This is a genomic window from Variovorax paradoxus (genome assembly GCF_024734665.1).
In the GTDB taxonomy this organism is placed as follows: Bacteria; Pseudomonadota; Gammaproteobacteria; order Burkholderiales; family Burkholderiaceae_C; genus Variovorax.
This window is the reverse complement of the sequence record NZ_CP102931.1, coordinates 5,272,199-5,289,302: the sequence shown is the minus strand read 5'-3', so window position 1 is coordinate 5,289,302 and position 17,104 is coordinate 5,272,199. Positions and strand designations below refer to the sequence as shown.

At 67.8% G+C, this 17,104-nt stretch carries 17 protein-coding genes; 1 reads left to right on the top strand and 16 read right to left on the bottom strand.

What is annotated here, in order from left to right; all coding sequences use genetic code 11:
• Nucleotides 1–90 precede the first annotated feature (90 nt).
• Nucleotides 91–699, top strand: coding sequence for a flavin reductase family protein (locus NWF24_RS25025; RefSeq protein ID WP_258350902.1), 609 nt, complete (start codon nucleotides 91–93; stop codon nucleotides 697–699).
• A 7-nt stretch (nucleotides 700–706) separates the two neighbouring features.
• On the opposite strand, the gene NWF24_RS25020 is transcribed toward NWF24_RS25025, so the two are convergent.
• The 16 genes from NWF24_RS25020 to paaC form a co-directional block, all read right to left on the bottom strand.
• A complete protein-coding gene (locus NWF24_RS25020) occupies nucleotides 707–1,510 on the bottom strand; it encodes a CPBP family intramembrane glutamic endopeptidase (RefSeq protein WP_258350901.1) in 804 nt (267 codons plus the stop codon).
• A 49-nt stretch (nucleotides 1,511–1,559) separates the two neighbouring features.
• Nucleotides 1,560–2,387, bottom strand: coding sequence for a ChbG/HpnK family deacetylase (locus NWF24_RS25015; protein ID WP_258350900.1), 828 nt, complete (start codon nucleotides 2,385–2,387; stop codon nucleotides 1,560–1,562).
• Nucleotides 2,380–3,960, bottom strand: a complete 1,581-nt coding sequence (locus NWF24_RS25010; protein WP_258350899.1) for an ArnT family glycosyltransferase — start codon at nucleotides 3,958–3,960, stop codon at nucleotides 2,380–2,382. The genes NWF24_RS25015 and NWF24_RS25010 overlap by 8 nt, the downstream gene beginning before the upstream one ends.
• The gene (locus tag NWF24_RS25005) at nucleotides 3,957–5,009 is read right to left on the bottom strand and encodes a glycosyltransferase family 2 protein (protein ID WP_258350898.1); all 1,053 of its coding nucleotides are present in this window, start codon (nucleotides 5,007–5,009) and stop codon (nucleotides 3,957–3,959) included. The genes NWF24_RS25010 and NWF24_RS25005 overlap by 4 nt, the downstream gene beginning before the upstream one ends.
• Nucleotides 5,006–5,602, bottom strand: a complete 597-nt coding sequence (locus NWF24_RS25000) for a phosphatase PAP2 family protein (RefSeq protein WP_258350897.1) — start codon at nucleotides 5,600–5,602, stop codon at nucleotides 5,006–5,008. The genes NWF24_RS25005 and NWF24_RS25000 overlap by 4 nt, the downstream gene beginning before the upstream one ends.
• A gap of 159 nt (nucleotides 5,603–5,761) precedes the next feature.
• Nucleotides 5,762–6,211: a hypothetical protein gene (locus NWF24_RS24995; protein WP_258350896.1), complete on the bottom strand. Its 450-nt coding sequence runs from the start codon at nucleotides 6,209–6,211 to the stop codon at nucleotides 5,762–5,764.
• An 89-nt stretch (nucleotides 6,212–6,300) separates the two neighbouring features.
• On the bottom strand, nucleotides 6,301–6,861 hold the full coding sequence (locus tag NWF24_RS24990; RefSeq protein WP_258350895.1) for a methyltransferase family protein: 561 nt from the start codon (nucleotides 6,859–6,861) through the stop codon (nucleotides 6,301–6,303).
• A 29-nt stretch (nucleotides 6,862–6,890) separates the two neighbouring features.
• Nucleotides 6,891–7,649, bottom strand: a complete 759-nt coding sequence (locus tag NWF24_RS24985; RefSeq protein ID WP_258350894.1) for an SDR family NAD(P)-dependent oxidoreductase — start codon at nucleotides 7,647–7,649, stop codon at nucleotides 6,891–6,893.
• Nucleotides 7,649–9,721 carry a phenylacetic acid degradation bifunctional protein PaaZ gene (gene paaZ / locus NWF24_RS24980; RefSeq protein ID WP_258350893.1) on the bottom strand — a complete coding sequence of 691 codons (2,073 nt, stop codon included), beginning with the start codon at nucleotides 9,719–9,721 and terminating at the stop codon, nucleotides 7,649–7,651. Before paaZ ends, NWF24_RS24985 begins: the two co-directional genes overlap by 1 nt.
• A 42-nt stretch (nucleotides 9,722–9,763) precedes the next feature.
• Nucleotides 9,764–10,495, bottom strand: a complete 732-nt coding sequence (locus NWF24_RS24975; protein WP_258350892.1) for an ABC transporter ATP-binding protein — start codon at nucleotides 10,493–10,495, stop codon at nucleotides 9,764–9,766.
• Entirely contained in the window at nucleotides 10,492–12,405 is a 1,914-nt protein-coding gene (locus NWF24_RS24970) for a branched-chain amino acid ABC transporter ATP-binding protein/permease (protein WP_258350891.1), read from the bottom strand. The genes NWF24_RS24975 and NWF24_RS24970 overlap by 4 nt, the downstream gene beginning before the upstream one ends.
• Nucleotides 12,402–13,430, bottom strand: a complete 1,029-nt coding sequence (locus NWF24_RS24965) for a branched-chain amino acid ABC transporter permease (RefSeq protein WP_258350890.1) — start codon at nucleotides 13,428–13,430, stop codon at nucleotides 12,402–12,404. Before NWF24_RS24965 ends, NWF24_RS24970 begins: the two co-directional genes overlap by 4 nt.
• A gap of 69 nt (nucleotides 13,431–13,499) precedes the next feature.
• The gene (locus NWF24_RS24960; protein WP_258350889.1) at nucleotides 13,500–14,648 is read right to left on the bottom strand and encodes an ABC transporter substrate-binding protein; all 1,149 of its coding nucleotides are present in this window, start codon (nucleotides 14,646–14,648) and stop codon (nucleotides 13,500–13,502) included.
• A gap of 36 nt (nucleotides 14,649–14,684) precedes the next feature.
• The gene (gene paaE / locus NWF24_RS24955) at nucleotides 14,685–15,770 is read right to left on the bottom strand and encodes a 1,2-phenylacetyl-CoA epoxidase subunit PaaE (protein ID WP_258350887.1); all 1,086 of its coding nucleotides are present in this window, start codon (nucleotides 15,768–15,770) and stop codon (nucleotides 14,685–14,687) included.
• Nucleotides 15,771–15,786: 16 nt separating this feature from the next.
• Complete coding sequence (paaD, locus tag NWF24_RS24950; protein ID WP_093076070.1) at nucleotides 15,787–16,305, bottom strand: 1,2-phenylacetyl-CoA epoxidase subunit PaaD; 519 nt, start codon at nucleotides 16,303–16,305, stop codon at nucleotides 15,787–15,789.
• 14 nt (nucleotides 16,306–16,319) lie between these two features.
• Nucleotides 16,320–17,099 carry a 1,2-phenylacetyl-CoA epoxidase subunit PaaC gene (gene paaC, locus NWF24_RS24945; RefSeq protein ID WP_258350886.1) on the bottom strand — a complete coding sequence of 260 codons (780 nt, stop codon included), beginning with the start codon at nucleotides 17,097–17,099 and terminating at the stop codon, nucleotides 16,320–16,322.
• Between the last annotated feature and the right edge of the window lie 5 nt (nucleotides 17,100–17,104).

The window sequence follows — 17,104 nt, the reverse complement described above, 5'->3', positions numbered from 1 at the left end:
GCCGTGACCGGCGCCAATGCGTTGCGCATCCGCCCAGTCACCGTCCGCCGGCTGCCCCGCGGACGAATCTCAACCTGAGCAACCCCGCCCATGACCGCCTCCCACCGCCAGCCCGTTGCACTGAACAAAGCCTACCGCCTGCTGAACCACGGCCCCACCGTACTTGTGAGCGCCGCGCATGGCGGCCAGCGCAACATCATGGCCGCAGCTTGGGCCATGCCGCTCGACTTCGATCCGCCCAAGGTGGCGGTGGTGCTCGACAAGAGCACCTGGACGCGTGTGCTGCTCGAAGGCGCAGGCAGCTTCGCGCTGCAGGTGCCGGTGCGTGCGCAGCTCGACCTGACCGAAGCGCTGGGCAACAGCTCTGGCCGCGAGATCGTCGAGAAGTCGGGGCAGGACAAGTTCGCCGCCTATGGGCTGGAGACTTTCACGGGCACGGCCACTGATGCGCCGCTGCTCGAAGGCTGCGCGGCCTGGCTCGAATGCCGGCTGTTGCCCGAGCCCTCGATCCAGCAGCGCTACGACCTGTTCCTTGGCGAGGTGATCGCCGCGCAGGCTGACTCGCGCGTGTTCGCCAACGGTCGCTGGAACTTCACCGGGCACGACGAGCTGCGCACCTTGCACCATGTAGCGGGTGGGCACTTCATCGTCGATGGCGATGCGGTCGACGCGCAGCCACTGCCGCCGCTATCTCGCTAGAGGAAGTTCAGGCCGAAGTGCCCCGCGCCGCGCGCGGCACCAGCATCGCCCGCAAGGCCAGCGCGCCGCACACGGCGGCCGCCAGCGCCAGCAGCACGGCCCAGAGCAGGCGCGAGGGCGATGCAGCGTCCAGCCAGTCGGCCAGCAGCAAGGTGGTTGTGTTGTAGGCGGCGTGCAGCGCAATGCACGGAATGAGCGAGCGCGTGCGCTCGTACAGCCACGCGAGCACGGTGCCCATCACGAAGCCGACCACGAACTGGTAGATGTTCATGTGCGCCGCGCCGAAGAACAGTGCCGACATGAAGATCGCCTGCCATCGCGGATAGCGCTGCAGGAAGCCGCGCAGCACGATGCCGCGGAACAGCATTTCTTCAAGCAGCGGCGCCAGCACGCACACCGCGAGCACGGCGGCGATGCTGCCGTCGGCCATGCGGCTGAACATCGATTCTTCCCAGGCCGACAGCGGGACAACGCGCATCAGCAGGTTGAGCGCGGAAGTAATCGTCAGCAGCAGCGCGGGCACCAGCAGCAGCACCGGCGGCACCACGAGCATGAGCACTGCCCCGGCGGAAGCCGGCGACTGGTGGAACAGTTCGCGGTACGTGAGCTTCTGGGCGTGCATCACTACCGCGAACACGCAGCCGTTGCCCAGCACGGCTGCGAGCACACCGATCTGCATGGTGTTGAGCTCCAGCCATACGTTGGCGTCGCGCAGCGCTGCGCCAATGACGAACTCGCAGAGGAACAGCGCCACGAACAGGAGGGCGGCTTGCGCCACCGAGGGAAAGGCGGCGCTTTTCGGGGAGGGCATTGGGCAGGGCGCGGAGGGAGGGTGGCGCGGATGTTACGCGACCGGCTTGTCAGCCTCGCCGCAGGTGTTGCGAGAGCGGCGCGAGCGCTATCCCGTTGCTGCCGTCCTGCGGCGCCAGCACCAGTTCGCGCAGCAATGCGTACTCGCGCAACCGGGCAGCACCGTGCGGGTCGCCCGGCTCGATGCCGGCGGAGGGGTGGCACATGAGCACGTCGCCGGTATTGCACGCCGAGATCCATTCGGACAGGCGCTGCTCGTGTTGCTGCATGTCGCCCGAAAAATCGTAGACGCCCAGCAGGTGGCTGCTCATGGGAATGCCGCGTTGCGCGGCCAGTGTGGACAGTCGCGCGCCACCCAGGGCGTGGATGACCCGGGCCTTCAACCGGTCGGGGCCCCGGCGCAAGCCTGGTGCTGTGCTGCGGATCCAGGGCGGCAATGCGGCATAGCGCCGCGTGATTTCCTCCACCAGCAGATCGCGCACGACCGGAAACTGGTGCACGTGCCGGTGCCCGTCGACGAAGGCGGGCGCGCGGCCCATGGCGTCCTCGAAGCGCGTCAACTGGTCGCGGATGTCGGCCTGCAGCCCCGGTGCGAACGCCGTGCGTGTGTACGTCCGCGCGAGCAGCCCGAACAGGCCGGGTTCAGTGCCACCGGCACGCGCGGGCCGCGTGAGGTCCAGATGCAGGCCGGTATCGAACCGGGCCGGGTCGATGCGCCGCAGCATCCTCGTTCCGGTCAACCAGGCATCGCGTCGCACCATGCAACTGGTCGCGGAGATCTTTCTCTGCTCGGCCAGGTCGAACACGGCGGAGTTGATGCCCGCGCTCATGCCGAAGTCGTCCGCGCAGATGCAGAGGTAGCGCAGGGCCTCACTCATCGCCGTTCGTTCCAGAGGTTGGGGCGGGCGTGGCATCCAGGCAGTGTGGGTCGCTCGTGGCGCTGCCAGCGAAACGCCAGGCGGCGACGCCGTCGTTCACCGCCACCAGTTGCGCGCGAAAGAGCCAGGGGTGCGTGAGCTGCGCCGTGTTCGAAGCGACGAGCCATGTGGTGCGGGGCACGCACAGCGTGGCTGCGAGCTGCGTGTGGTCGATCAGCGTGCGGGCTGCGCGCTCCGGCTCGAAGCGGCCGGCGTCGGAGATCTCCTTGCGCCAGTTGTCGCGTGTGTCCAGTGCTGCGGCTTTCCAGTCGTCCGACACCAGCACCGGTTCGCGCAGGTTCCAGTAGAAGGGAATGTCGTAGTAGTAGCTGTCGAGCATCAGCACCTGGTCGCCGGGTGCGACCACCTGCCCGGCCGGCAGCCGCAGCCTTGTGCCCGGCGGCGATGAAAGGATCGAAATGGCAACCACGCAGGCGATGCACACGGCGGCGGCCCCCAACGCCATTGCGCGTACCTTGGGCAGCAGGGTCTCCAGCGCGCGGCCCGCGAGCACGCGCTGCGCGATCAGGTAGGCCAGCGGCGGCAGGGCAGGCAGCACGTAGCCGACGAGCTTGGAGCGCGGCAGCGAGAAGAAAACCACGATGACTGCGAGCCAGATCCACATCAACCAGTCGACATCGCCGAGCCGGGGGCGCGCGGTGCCGTCCTTGCCCCTGGGCACGAACACCCAGGCGAACCATGGCAGCGTGAAGCCTGCGAGCACCGGCAGGTAGAACCAGAAGCCATGCTCGTTGTTGAAGCCCGATGAGGCAAAGCGGCGGAAGTGCTGCGTGATGACGAAGTAGTCGAAGAAATCCGGGTACTTCATCTGCATCGCGACGAACCACGGGCCGGCCACTGCCAGCACGATTGCCCAGCCGGGTAGCCACAACGCGAGCCGCAGTGTTGCGAGCCTGCGCGTTGCCGCGCACCAGATCGCGATCACCATCGCGGGCAGCACGAGGCCGATCAGGCCCTTGGCCAGCAACCCGGCCGCGGCGAACAGGTAGGCGCCAGCCAGCAGCGCGCGCCATGGTTCCCGGCGCTCCTTCGCCATTGCGGCGCCGGCCGCCAGCAGCACCGTGGCAGAGATGCAGCCGGCCACCAGCATGTCGAGGTTCGCGAACTGCGCGCCCAGGAAGAAGAAGGGCGTGGTCACCAGCACCACGGTCGACAGCAGCGCCTGCGGCACTGTCGTCCATCGGCGCAGGAAGAAGAACAGCGAAGCCGCCGCCGCGCCACCACCAAGGACGGACGGTAGCCGCGCCGCCCATTCCACCGGCCCGGTCACCGCCATCGCGGCGGCGCCGATCCAGTAGAAGAGCGGTGGCTTGTGGAAGAAGGGCAGGCCGTCGAGCCGCGGCACCAGCCAGTCGCCGGAGTGCAGCATCGCGAGCGCGACGCCGCCGTAGCGGCCCTCGTCGGGCGCCATCAGCGGACGGAGCCAGGCGGTGGCCAGCAGCCACGCGAAGAACGCGGCAATGAGCCACAGCGGCCGGGGCACGGTCCGCCATGGAGGGGCGAATTGCTTCATGGCTTGCCGGTCTCGATTCCCGTGCCGTGCTCTTCGCGCACCACGTACAGCGGACGGCCCTTGACCTCCTCGTAGATGCGCGCGATGTATTCGCCCACGATGCCGGTAGAGATCATCTGGATGCCGATGAAGAACATCAGGCTCACGACGATGGTGGTCCAGCCCGAGATGGTGTTGCCGTACAGCAGGTGGTCGATTGCCACGAAAGCACCGTAACCGAAGGCCGGCAACGCCAGCAGCAGGCCCACCACGCTGACCATGCGCAGCGGCCAGGTGGTGAAGGCGGTGAGCCCGTCGATGGCCAGGCGCACCAGCCGGCGTGCGTTGAACGTGCTGCTGCCTTCCGCGCGTGGCGCGGGCGTGTAGGGCAGCGCCACCGCGCGAAAGCCTACCCAGGCGTACAGCCCCTTCATGAAGCGGCTGCGCTCGGGCAGGCTCATGAGCGCATCGACCACCTTGCGGTCCATCAGCCGGAAGTCGCCCGCATCCTTGGGGACGGCAAAGCGGTCCGACGAATTGACGAGGCTGTAGAAGAGCCGGCTGCCGAGTTGCTTGAAGCGGCTTTCATCGCTGCGCTCCTCGCGCACTGCGTACACCACCTCCGCGCCGGCCACCCACTGTGCGACCATCGTGTGGATGAGTTGCGGCGAGTGCTGCAGGTCGCCGTCGAGCAGCACCACCGCGTCGCCCGTGGCCGCTGCGAGGCCTGCTGTGAGCGCGGCCTCCTTGCCGAAGTTGCGCGACAGCGAGATGCAGCGAAAGCCCGAGAGCTCGCACCACGCCTCTGCTACCGCAGCGGTGTCGTCGGTGCTGCCGTCGTCCACCACGATGATCTCCCAGTGCATGTGCGTCGCCCAGAGGATGTCTTCGAGCAGCGGCAGCAGGTGCCGCAGGTTGGCCGCCTCGTTGAAGCAGGGGATCACACAGGAGATGCTGCGCGCTCCGGCCGGTGGGGTGAAAGGCGTGGCCGTGCGTGGCGCAGGAACCTCGGCCTGCGGCAGCCTGGCCGGTGCGCGCGAATGCCTGCTGGCGTTGGTCGGGGAGATCATGGATGCCTCCAGAAAGAAGCGGCCGCTGTCTTGTCGTCGCGCGTGCGGCCAGCGTGCGACGCCGGAAAAGAAATGAACCGGTGCGCGAGCCATTGCGCTGCGGCGAGCAGCCCTGCGATCGCGACCGCGAGCAGCAGGCCGGCGGCGATGTCGAGCGGAAAATGAACGCCCACGTACACGCGCGCCCATCCGGTGACGGCTGCCAGCACCAGCAGCGGCACGCTCAGCCTGCGTAGGCTGGGGCGCAGCAGGAAGGCCAGCGCCACCATGAACATCACCGTCGCGTGCGTGCTGGGCAGCGAGCCGCGGCCTGCATGCTCGATGTACGACGGCGCCAGCCCCAGCATGAAGGGCCGCGGCGCGTTGAGCGACAGCGCAATCGCGTGCGAGGCCATCGAGGCGAAGCCCGCGAGCGCTGCCACGATGCAAAGGTAGGCCCGGTCGGCGTGATGCCGCCACAGCGCCACGACGAGCACGGCCGCGCACAGCCAACTGCCCCAGAGCGCGAAGGCCGATGCAACCGACAGCACCCACGGCGTCGGCTGGCTGCCGGCCGTGAGCCATTGAAAGAGTGTGAGGTTCAGCGCGTTCATGGCGCCACCTTCGGCAAGCTGAAGAAAACAATAGGCGTGCGACAGCACCCGGTGCGGCGCGCGCACCAGAAAAATCCGGACATGGTCAAACCTTTCGAGAGGGACGCAGGAGCCCGCAGCGCGAAGCAGCGGACCACCAGACGCGCGAGGCGTCGTGTCTCAGATCCCGGAAGGTGGTGCAGCAGTGGGCGGCAGAAGCCGCCAGGGCTGCGAGAGAGGCGGAGCACCGCCGTGCGGCGGCACGTGCTCGGGCGCTTCGCGCACGATGGGCACCACCAGCCGCGCGACAGCCACGGCCAGCGGCAGCAGTGCCAGCACCATCGCCATCAGCGTGTTCAGCCCGAGCTTGAAGGCATCGGGGTGATCGATGCTCGCCGGCGCCTGGGTGAACACCGTCGTCTCGCGGTCGGACGGATGATCCGCGCGATCGTCGGCTTCGAACTGCGTGGTTTCGCTGAGGTTACGCAAGCGCAGCATCGGCTCGTCTTCCAGCCCGTCGCAGCGGAAATGCACCGCGATGAAGGGCTGCAGAAAGATCAGCAGAGTGCCCGCAACGCACCACGCCTTGTAGTGCGCTTCAGCGAAACGGCGAACGCGTGCGAGCAGCATGCGCGGATATTAGGAGTGCCGTGTGAACAGAACCTGATCGGGCGGGTCAGCATCCCGCAAGGTTGTGGATGACGTGCGTGTGAACAGCCCTAGAGCACAAACGGAATGAACCGCCGCGTACCCCGCATGTAAGCACGGTAGTCATCGCCGAAGTGCGCGATGCACTCCTGCTCGTCGCGCAGCGCCGTCAGAAACAGCAGCACCGTGGCCGCGAGCACCAGCGCCAGCGTGAGCCAGGTGAACTGCTTGAGAAAAGCGCCCCAGGCCAGCAGCATCAGCGCCGTGTACATCGGGTGGCGGATATAGCGGAAGGCGCCGGTGCTGACGATAGTCGAGGTTTTCTCGAAGCCGTACAGCGCGGGGTCGTCGCTGCGCGCCTCGGTCGGCTTGCCCTGCGCCTTGAGCAGCCGCACCGCGTGGATCGGCAGCCAGATCGACAGCACGAAGAAGAGCGACGAGACGATCTGCTTCGGCGAGAACGGATCGTCGTGCCACATGGGCAGGTTCACGACGATCAGCACCAGCATGCATTCCCATGCGAAGAAGCGGTAAAAACCGTGCGAGCCGGGCTGGCTCAGAGGGCCGCGCGACACGTACAGCAGCGCGGCCGTGCCGGCGACGAAAAGGAAGATCTGGATCCAGAAGAGCATGGCGGGCGAATTTACACGGCCCGCGGGCTTCAGCCCGAGATGGAAAACCCGCCGTCGACGGGAATGGCCGTGCCCGTCACGTAGTCAGACGCAGGGCTCGCGAGGAACACGGCGGTGCCGGCAATGTCGGCCGGCTGGCCCCAGCGGCCGGCGGCGGCGCGGGCCTTCACCCGCTCGTACAGGCCCGGAACCTGGCTGCGCGCGCCGTCGGTCAGTTCGGTTTCGAACCAGCCCGGCAGGATCGCGTTGACCTGGATGTTGTCGGCCGCCCACGAGAGCGCCGTCGACTTGGTGAGTTGCACGATGCCGGCCTTGCTCGCGGCATAGGCCGGTGCGTAGGCCGCACCGAAGATCGACATCATCGAGCCGATGTTGATGATCTTGCCGCCGCCCGCAGCCTTCAGGTGCGGGTGCGCGGCGCGGCTGCACAGGAAGGCGCTGGTAAGGTTGGTGTTCATCACCTTGTGCCACTCGTCCAGCGAGAGCTGGTCGACCGGCTTGCGTATGTTGGTGCCGGCGTTGTTGACGAGGATGTCGAGCCGGCCGCAGCGCGCGGCGGCATCGTCGAACAGCTTCTGCACCGAGGCTTCGTCGCTCACGTCGGCTTCGAGTGCGAAGCTGTCGCTGCCCAGCGCCTTCAGCGCTTCGACGGCAGCGGCCGACTTCTGCGCATTGCGCGCGGCGACGATGACACGCGCGCCGGCCTTGGCAAGGCCCTGCGCCATGCCGAGGCCGATGCCCCCGTTGCCGCCCGTGACGAGCGCGACTTTGCCAGTGAGATCGAACATCAGGTAGAGGCTGGAGTGGAGGTGGTTTCGGGCTTCTTGGAAACGAGCGTCAGGATATCGTAGCTGGCGACCAGCTCGCCGTCCTGGTTCGTCACCTCCACATCCCATGCCACCACGCCCTGGCCCTGGCCGCTCGCGTCCTTCTTGTTGCGGTCGATCTTGCGCTTGCAGGTCAGGCGCGCCTGGATGGTGTCGCCGATGCCCACGGGCTTGGTGAAGCGCAGCGTGTCGAGGCCGTAGTTGGCCAGCACCGGGCCCGGCGAAGGCGACACGAAGAGGCCAGCCGCTGCCGATAGCACGAAGTACCCGTGCGCGATGCGCTTGCCGAAGGGCGATTGCTTCGCGGCCACCTCGTCGAAGTGCATGTAGAAGTAGTCGCCCGAGATGCCGCCGAAGGCCACGATGTCGGCCTCTCCGACAGTGCGGCGGTGCGTGAGCAGCGAGTCGCCGATGCGCAGGTCTTCGAAGTAGCGGCGGAAGGGGTGCACATCGCTCTCGCGCACGGCCGCGCCGCGCACGTGCTCGCCGGTGATGGCGGCCAGCATGGTGGGCGAGCCCTGCACGGCGGCGCGCTGCAGGTAGTGCTTCACGGCGCGCAGGCCGCCGAGTTCTTCGCCGCCGCCCGCGCGGCCAGGGCCGCCGTGCTTGAGCTGCGGCAGCGGCGAGCCGTGGCCGGTCGACTCGGCCGCGGCCTCGCGGTCGAGCACCAGCAGGCGGCCATGCCATGCGGCAGCAACCGGAATTGCCTTGGCCGCGATGGCCGGGTCGCGCGTGACCAGCGTGCCCACCAGGCTGCCACGGCCGCGCGCGGCCAGTGCCAGCGCCTCGTCGATGCCGTCATAGGGCATCAGCGTGCTGACGGGGCCGAAGGCTTCTACGTCGTGCGCAGCGTCGTGTTCGAGCGGCTTGCGGCTCAGCAGCAGCGTGGGCGCGAAGAACGCACCTTCGCTCACGCCGTCGCCCACCGGCGAGAAGCCGTCGCGCTCGCCGTACACCAGCTCCGCGCCCTTCAGCAGCGTGGCCACGCGCTCGGCCACATCGGCCTGCTGGTCGCGCGAGGCGAGGGCGCCCATGCGCACTTCTTCGCGCGACGGATCGCCGACGACAGTTTTCGCGAGCCGCGCACGCAGGCGCTCGGCCACCGCATCGAGGTGCTGGCGCGGCACGATCGCGCGGCGGATGGCCGTGCACTTCTGGCCGGCCTTGGTGGTCATCTCGCGCGCCACTTCCTTCACGAAGAGATCGAACTCCTCGTCGTCGGGCGTTACGTCGGGCGCGAGGATCGCGCAGTTCAGCGAGTCGGCCTCGGCGTTGAACGGGATCGACTGGCGCACGATGTTCGGGTGCACGCGCAGCTTGGCCGCGGTGTCGGCCGAGCCGGTGAAGGTCACCACGTCGGGGCCTTCGAGCCGGTCGAGCAGGTCGCCCGTGCTGCCGATGACCAGTTGCAGGCTGCCCGCGGGCAGGATGCCCGACTGCACGATGAGGCGCATCAGCGCTTCGGTGAGGTAGCTGGTGGCCGTGGCCGGCTTGCCGATGCAGGGCATGCCCGCGAGGAAGCTGGGCGCGAACTTCTCGAGCAGGCCCCAGATGGGAAAGTTGAACGCGTCGATGTGCACTGCCACGCCACCGCGCGGCACCAGGATGTGCGTGCCTGCGAAGCCGCCCTTCTTGCCGAGCGGAAAGGCCGGGCCTTCGTGCACGAGGTTGCCCGAGGGCAGCTCGTTGGTGCCGATGCTGGCGTAAGCGCTCAGCGTGCCCGCGCCGCCCTCGATGTCGATCCAGCTGTCGGCGCGCGTCGCACCCGTGTGGGCCGAGACGGCGTAGAGCGTTTCCTTGTTCGCGGCCAGGTACTTGGCCAGCGCCTTCAGGCGTTCGGCGCGCTGCTGGAAGTCGAGCGCCATCAGCGCGGGAATGCCGGTGCGGCGCGCGTAGGCCAATGCTTCGGCGAAGTCGATGGCCTCGGCGTGCGTGCTTGCCACGGGCTGGCCGTTGACGGCGCTGCGCAATTGCTGCGCGGCCTGCTGGCCGATCCAGCGGCCGGCGATGTAGCTTTGGAGGGTGGTGGTCATGGTGCGTGTCCTTTGGTCAATGGCGCCGGGTCGAAGACTGGGTCAGTCCTTCTTGCCGATGCCCAGGTAGGTGTCGATGATTCGTTGGTCGTGCAGCAGGTCGCGCGCCTTGCCCTCGAGCGCCACGGCGCCCATTTCGAGCACGTAGGCGCGGTCGGCTACCTGCAGTGCGGCGCGGGCGTTCTGCTCCACCAGCAGCACCGACACGCCATGGCTGCGCAGTTGCGACACCACGCGCAGCACTTCGCGCACCACCAGCGGTGCAAGGCCGAGCGATGGTTCGTCGAGCATCAGCAGGCGGGGCCGCGCCATCAGCGCGCGGCCGATGGCCAGCATCTGGCGTTCGCCGCCGGAGAGCGTCGATGCCATCTGCGGGCGGCGCTCGCGCAGGCGCGGGAAGATCTCGAAGATCTCGTCCATGCGCGCGCGCTGGTCGCGCTTGCCCTTGCGCCACTGGTAGAAGCCGCCGAGCAGCAGGTTGTCTTCGACCGACATCTCGCCGAACAGCTCGCGCCGCTCCGGCACCAGCGCCACGCCGCGCGCCACCATCGTCTCGACGCCGGGGCGCGCGATGCGCTCGCCGCCCAGCGAGAGCCGGCCGGTGGATTGCAGCAGGCCCATGGCCGCGCACAGCAGCGTGGTCTTGCCCGCGCCGTTGGGGCCGATCACGGTGACGATCTCGCCTTCGTTTACCTGCAGGCGCACGTTGTGCACCGCTTCCACGGTGCGGTAGGCGACGCAGAAGTCCTCGAGTTGAAGCAAAGGATGGCTCATCGTGCGTCTTCCAGCAGTTCGTCGTCGGCGCCGCCCAGGTAGGCTTCGAGCACGCGCGGGTTGGCCTGCACTTCGGCGGGCGTGCCGGTGGCGATGACAGTGCCGAATTCGAGCACCGTGATGCGGTCGGCGAGGTTCATCACGAACTCCATGTCGTGTTCCACCACGAGGATGCCGAGGCCCTCGGCGCGCAGCTGGCTCAGCAGCACAGAGAGGGCGCGCTTTTCAAGATGGCGCAGGCCGGCTGCGGGTTCGTCGAGCAGCAGCACCGAAGGCTGGCCAGCGAGCGCGCGGGCGATTTCGACCACGCGCTGCTGTCCCAAGGAAAGCGATGCGGCTGGCGTGTCGGCATGTGGGCCTAGGCCGCAGCGTTCGATCTGCTTGCGGGCTTCGGCCATCAGCGCGGCTTCTTCGGCGCGGTCCAGCCGCAGCATTGCCGCGAGCCAGCCGCGCTTTGCGCGCAGGTGGGCGCCGAGCGCTACGTTCTCGACCACGCTGCGCTGGCCAAGCAGGCGCACGTGCTGGAAGGTGCGGCCCAGGCCCAGTGCGGCAAAGGCGCGCGACGGCTTCGTTGCCATCGACTGGCCCGCGAGCTTCACCTCGCCCGAGGTGGGGTCGTCCACACCCGAGATCATGTTGAAGAAGGTGCTCTTGCCTGCGCCGTTCGGGCCGATCAGCGCGTGGATCTCGCCGGCCTTCAGCGTCATCGAGATCGAGTTGTTGGCGACCAAGCCGCCGAAACGCTTGCTCACGTCGCTGGCCTGCAGCAGCAGTTCGCCGCTGGGTGGCAGGGCGCGTTGTGCGAGCTGCACGGTAGGAGCCTTGGCGGTCGCTGCTGCTGCGGCTTTCTTGCCCGCCGCGTCATCGCGCACCCAGCGGCGCACGATGCGCGCCAGCGTGGGCCACAAACCATCGGAAAAGCGCTGCAGCACGAAGAGCATCAGCAGACCGAACACGATCACTTCGAAGTTGCCGCTGCTGCCGAGCAACGCGGGCAGGATGTCCTGCAGCTTTTCCTTCAGCAGCGTGATCAGCGTTGCCCCCAGCACAGCGCCCCACAGATGGCCGGCACCGCCGACCACCGCCATGAACAGCAGCTCGATGCCGATGTTCAGGTTGAAGGGCGTCGGGTTCACGAAGCGCTGCAGGTGCGCGTAGAGCCAGCCCGACACCGCTGCGAGCAGCGCGGCCAGCACGAAGAGCTTGATGCGGTGGCGTGCCGTGTCGACACCCATCGACTCGGCCATGAGCCGCCCGCCCTTGAGCGCGCGGATGGCGCGGCCTTCGCGCGAATCGAGCAGGTTGTGCAGCGCCCACAGCGCCAGCAGCAGCGCCGCCCAGATCACCACGCCCAGCATGCGCGGCGTGGCCAGCGACACGCCGGCCACCACCAGCGGCGGCACGCCGGTGATGCCGGTCTGCCCGCCGAGGAAGTCCATGTTGCCCAGCAGGTAGTACAGGCTCAGGCCCCAGGCGATGGTGCACAGCGGCAGGTAGTGGCCTTGCAGCTTGAGCGTGACCGAACCCAGCGCCCAGGCGAGTGCGAAGGTGAACACCAGCCCAAGCAGCAGGCCGGCCCATGGAAGCAAGGCCGGGCTGACCGCGCCGCCCAGCCACGCGGCGGCGGTGGGCGACGTGCAGATCCATGCAGTGGCATACGCGCCCATGCCCACGAAGGCGGCCTGACCGAAGGATGTCATGCCGCCCACGCCGGTCAGCATGACCAGCCCGGCAGCGACCAGCGCATAGAGGCCAATGTTGCTGAGCACCGAGACGGTGAACTCGGGCAGGAAGCCCCAGGCCAGCGCCAGCAGCACCACGCACACCAGCGTGAGCTGGCGCGGCGTGACCAGCGGCTTGCCTTCGGGTTGTGCGGGCACGGCAATGTTGTTCGAAGAAGACGCGCTCATTCTTCGTCCTCCACATGATGGCTGTTGAGCGAACGCCACCACAGCACGGGAATGATCAGGGTGAAGACCAGCACTTCCTTGAACGGGCTGGCCCAGAAAGAGGCGAACGATTCGAGCTGGCCGACCAGCAACGCACCGGCCAATGCCAGCGGATAGCTTGCGAGCCCGCCGACGATGGCGGCGACAAAGCCCTTCAGGCCGATCAGGAAGCCGGTGTCGTAATACACCGTGGTGATCGGCGCGATCAGCAGGCCCGAGATGGCGCCGATGAGCGCTGCGAGCGCAAAGCTCAGGTCGCCCGACAGTTCGGTCGGAATGCCCGACAGTCGTGCGCCCACCCGGTTGATGGCGGTGGCGCGCAGCGCCTTGCCCACCATCGAGCGGCCGAAGAACAGGAACATGGCAATCACCAGCAGCAGCGTGACACCAACCACCACCAGCGATTGCCCGCTGACCGGAATGCCGCCGATGTCGAAACGCGCCTCGGAGAACGGCGTGGTACGCGAACCCTCGGCACCGAAGAACAGCAGGCCCAGGCCGACCAGCACGCCGTGCAGCGCGACCGAGACGATCAGCAGCATCAGCACGTTGGCATCCGCCAGCGGCCGGTAGGCCAGGCGATAGAGCAGCGGGCCGAGCGGCATGATGAGCAGCAGCGTGGCGAGCGTCTGGCCCGCCATCGAGGTCGGCTTGAGCAGCAGCACCAGCGCGGCCGCGGCTGCCGGCAGCACCACGCACCAAGCGAGCGCGGAGGCCCAGTCGACCACCGCGCCGCGCTTCCAGCGCCAGAACTCCACCAGCAGCACCGCGACAGCCAGCACCAGCAGAAGCCACAGCGTGGCCGGCACGCGGCCGGCCTGCAGCATCGCCATGGAGAGCGCCCCGAAGGCGACGAACTCGCCCTGGGGAATGAAGATGACGCGCGTGACTGAAAACACCAGCACCAGCGCGAGCGCCATCAAACCGTAGACGGCACCGTTGACGATGCCGTCCTGCCCCAGTAACAGGGCGATCTGCAGATCCATACGAAAACTTTCGATCGGGCTCGGCCCGCTTCTCAACAAGTCAGGTCAGGCCGGATCGGCCGGGCGATATCAGGGCTGGTATTTCCAGGCGCCGTTTTCGATCTTCACCATCACGCGCGCGCGCTGGTCCAGGCCCAGGTGGTCCTTCTCGGTCATGTTGAAAACGCCATGCGCGCCGGACACTTCCTTGGTCTGCTCCAGCGCGTCGCGCAATGCGGCGCGGAACTCGGGCGTGCCGGGCTGGGCCTTCTTCAGCGCGACCGGCACGGCCGAGCTCATCAGCAGGCCGGCGTCCCAGGCGTGCGCGCCGAAGGTCGACACCGTGCCCTTGCCATAGGCGGCTTCGTAGGCAGTCACATAGGTCAGGGCCGACTTCTTCACCGGGTTGCTGGCGGGCAACTGGTCGGCCACGAGCACCGGGCCGGCCGGCAGGAAGGTGCCTTCCACGTCCTTGCCGCCGACGCGCAGGAAGTCGGCGTTCGCCACGCCGTGCGTCTGGTACATCTTGCCGGTGTAGCCGCGCTCCTTGAGCGCCTTCTGCGGCAGCGCGGCCGGCGTGCCCGCACCCGCGACCAGCACGGCGTCGGCCTTGGAGGCCATCATCTTCAGGACCTGGCCCGTGACCGAGGTGTCGGTGCGCGCATAGCGCTCGTTGGCGACCACGGTGATCTTCTTCAGCGCAGCGGCCTTGGCGAATTCTTCAGACCAGCCTTCGCCGTAGGCGTCGGCAAAGCCGATGAAGGCGACGGTCTTCACGCCGTTGGAGGCCATGTGCTCGGCAATGGCGAGCGACATCATGATGTCGTTCTGCGGCGTCTTGAACACCCAGCGCTTCTTGGCGTCCACGGGCTCGACGATGCGGGCCGAGGCGGCCACCGAGATCATCGGCACCTTGGCCTCGCTGACCACGTCGATCATGGCGAGCGAGGTGGGCGTGGTGGAAGAACCCAGCACGATGTCGACCTTGTTCTCGGTGATGAGCTTGCGCGTGTTGGCCACGGCTGCGGTGGTGTCCGACGCGTCGTCCAGCACGATGTAGTTGATCTTCTGGCCCCCGAGGGTCTTGGGCATCAGCGAGATGGTGTTCTTCTCGGGGATGCCGAGCGAGGCGGCAGGGCCGGTGGCCGAGACCGTCACGCCGACAGTGACGTCGGCCCACGATGCGGCGGCGGTTGCGCACAGCGCGGCGATCAGCAGGGGCTTGAAGAAGAATTTCATTTGGTCTTGTCTCCGGGTTGAAAAAACGTTGAAGTGCTAGCGCTCGTCGAATGAGAGCGTTACTCGTTCGGTCAGGGGGTGGGCCTGGCAGGTCAGGATGAATCCCGCGGCTACTTCATTCTTGTCGAGCGCGAAGTTTCTTTCCATGCGGACTTCCCCGTCAACGCACTTGGCGCGGCAGGTGCCGCACACGCCCGAGGTGCACGAGAAGGGCACTTCAAGGCCCGCGGCCGATGCCGCATCGAGGATGCTGGGCTGCCCTTCGGTGTAGGTGATCTCGCGCTGCAGGCCGTCGCGCACGATGACGATGCGCGCCTGCCTGGCGTCTCCGGGCTGCGCCTCGTGCACCACTGCACCAACCTGGGTGGCCGAGGGCAGGGCGACGCCGAAGCGTTCGATGTGGATGCGGTCTTCGGGCACGCCGGCCGCCAGCAGCGCGGCCTCGGCCTCGTCGTTCATCTGGAACGGGCCGCACACGTACACGTGGTCGATCTTCGCGGCCGGCACCACGCTCTTCAAGAACTCACCGATCTTCTCGCGGTTCATCACGCCGAAGCCCAGAGGCGAATCGGTGTGCTCGTCGGAGAACACATGCTGCAGCACGAGGCGCGTCATGTAGCGGTTCTTCAGGTCTTCGATTTCCTCCTTGAACATCGTGGACTGCAGCTGCCGGTTGCCGTAGATCAGCGTGAAGCGGCTCGCGGGCTCGCGCGCCAGCACCGTCTTCATGATCGACAGGATGGGCGTGATGCCGCTGCCGCCCGCAATGCCGACGTGGTGGCGCACCGAGGCCGGCTCGATGGGCACGAAGAAGCGGCCCTGCGGCGCCATCACCTGCAGCGTGTCGCCGGGCTGCAGGCTGGCGTTGATCCAGTTGGAGAACACGCCGCCGCGCACCTTGCGCACGCCGACGCGCAGCTCGCCGTCGTCGAGGCCGGCGCAGATCGAATAGGAGCGGCGCAGGTCCTGGCCGTCGATGTCGTGGCGCAGGGTGAGGTACTGGCCCTGCGTGAAGCCGAAGACTTGCTGCAGGTCGCCCGGCACTTCGAACGAGACGATGACGGCCTCGGCCGTGTCGGGCTCGATGGCCTTCACGCGCAAGGGGTGGAAGAGGGTGCTCATCGCTTGGGGCGCTTTTTCAGATTGGCTTGAAATGTTCGAACGGTTCGCGGCAGGCCATGCAGCGATAGAGCGCCTTGCAAGCGGTCGAGCCGAAGGCCGAGAGGCGTTCGGTACGCTCGCTCGCGCAGCGCGGGCAGGCGATGCGTTCGCCTGCGATGCGGCCGAAGAGCTTGATCGGCATTGCGGTGTTGGCCGCGGCTTCGGGTGTGAGGTGGGCCGGCGGCGCGATGCCGTAGGCCTTGAGCTTGGCGCGGCCTTCGTCGCTGATCCAGTCGCTGCTCCAGGCGGGGGCGCGGCGCAGGGTGGCGCGGGCGCGGCCGAGGCCGGCTTGCTCGATTGCGGCCAGCACGTCGTGCTCGATGGCTTCGGTCGCGGGGCAGCCGGAGTACGTCGGCGTGAGCACGATCTCCAGGCCGTCGTCGTGCTCGATCACGTCGCGCACGATGCCGAGGTCGCAGACCGACACGGCCGGCACCTCGGGGTCGAGCACGGTGTGCAGCACGGCCCACGCGGCATCGACGCGCGAGGCTGCCATGAGGTCGGCCGTGGTCACCACACGCCCCCGGGGTAGCTGCGCTGCAGGTGCTGCATCTCCGCGAGGATGTAGCCCATGTGCTCGCTGTGCACGCCGCGCTTGCCGTTGCTGCGGAAGGCGGCTTCCTTCGGCATGGCGAGGCCGGCTGCGTCGAGCACCTGCTGCATCTCGCCGAGCCAAGGTTCGCGCAGTTCGCTCCACGCCGGGCCGAGGCCGCTGGCGCTGGCTTCGGCATCGACGGCATCGCTTTCGAAGAGCTCGGGCACGTAGAGCCACAACTGCTTCAGCGCTTTTTCAGTGCGTTGGCGCGATTCGTCGGTGCCGTCGCCCAGGCGCACCACCCAGTCGCCCGAGTGCTGCTGGTGGTAGCGAGCTTCCTTCACGGCCTTGCCGGCGATGGCGGCCACTTCGGCGTCGTTCGATGCGGCGAGGCGCTGCCACAGCAGCTTGAGCAGAGTCGAAACCATCGTGTTGCGCACCACGGCAAAGGCGAAGTCGCCGCGCGGCAGTTCGGCGATGGTGAGGTTGAAGTAGTCGCGCTCGTCGCGCAGGTAGGCCAGCTGGTCTTCGTCGTGCTCGCGGCCGGCTCCTTCGAGCTTGCCGGCGTGCGTGAGCAGCGCGCGCGCCTGGCCGACGAGGTCGAGCGCGATGTTGGCCATCGCGATGTCTTCTTCCAGCACAGGTGCGTGGCCGCACCATTCACCCAGGCGCTGCGCGAGCACCAGGCAGGTGTCGCCGATGCGCAGCAGGTACTGCACGGCGGGCGTGCGGTTCAGTTCGATCGATGCTTGCATGGTCC